The 848-nt window shown below is 61.9% G+C and carries 1 protein-coding gene; it reads left to right on the forward strand.

Annotated features, from left to right (window positions below; translation table 11 throughout):
- Window positions 1–364: hypothetical protein (locus ABTU92_RS30580; protein WP_408095279.1), on the forward strand; the 364-nt coding region annotated here is incomplete at its 5' end.
- Window positions 365–848 lie beyond the last annotated feature (484 nt).

Raw genomic sequence — 848 nt, forward strand, 5'->3', positions numbered from 1 at the left:
CGCCGTCTTCGCGCCGTTCTTGGTGGCTTTGTCGGGTCAGCAGTTTGGCTGGTGCTCGTTGGCGCTGGTTTGTTGCGTCGTGACGATCGCCGGGGTGGCCATGATGGCGCCGCCCGTCGCAATGATCTCCTGGGGTGCAGCTTGGCTGTTCGCCGTTTTGTCCCGAGCAGCTCTGCGGCGTCGGCGGTTTGAACAGACGGTTCTGGCCGAGCTTCGAGCGGCTCGCTCGACATCGAAATCGGGCACCCCGACGACTGTCGAGACGCCGATCGAGCCTGCTTCGACAGTCGTTTCAAGGGCGCCCGAGCGCTATCCGATTTTTCCGAGTTCTCTTGGTGGACCGGGCTGGATCGAACGCCGCTGATCGCCTTCGCTTGGACCATCGAGAGTTTACGGTTCCAAATTGCGGTCGCCGCCCCGTAATCCGCTATTATCTTTGCAATATCAATATCTTGTAGTAGGAGTGACCGTACAATCGGAACCGTAAACCGAGTTTACGGTTCCGCAGCCTGCCGCGGCGCCGGATTTTCGGAGTTCCGCCTTCGGCGTCGGGCCCCCAGGCTGCGCCCAACAGGTTGAATTGTCGCGGCAATTACGACATTTAGGGTAAGCTCCGCGAACTCCGAATCCAGTTCGGAGTTCGCACAGATCGGAAACGAGAATTTCCCGCGTCGCCCGTCCGCCGTGCCATTCGATCTTGCGCGCCAGCCGCCCGCCAGATCGGCCCTTCGAAGCGGCCCAACGCCTTGCCGCCGTTTCAGAAAGTGCCGCGAGGTTTCACGAAGTGCCGCCCGCCCGGCCCTGCCATCTGATCTTGCGGGTTACAGGATCGCGGCGGGTCGGCGGCG

Source organism: Rhodoplanes sp. SY1, assembly GCF_046000175.1.
GTDB lineage: Bacteria > Pseudomonadota > Alphaproteobacteria > Rhizobiales > Xanthobacteraceae > Rhodoplanes.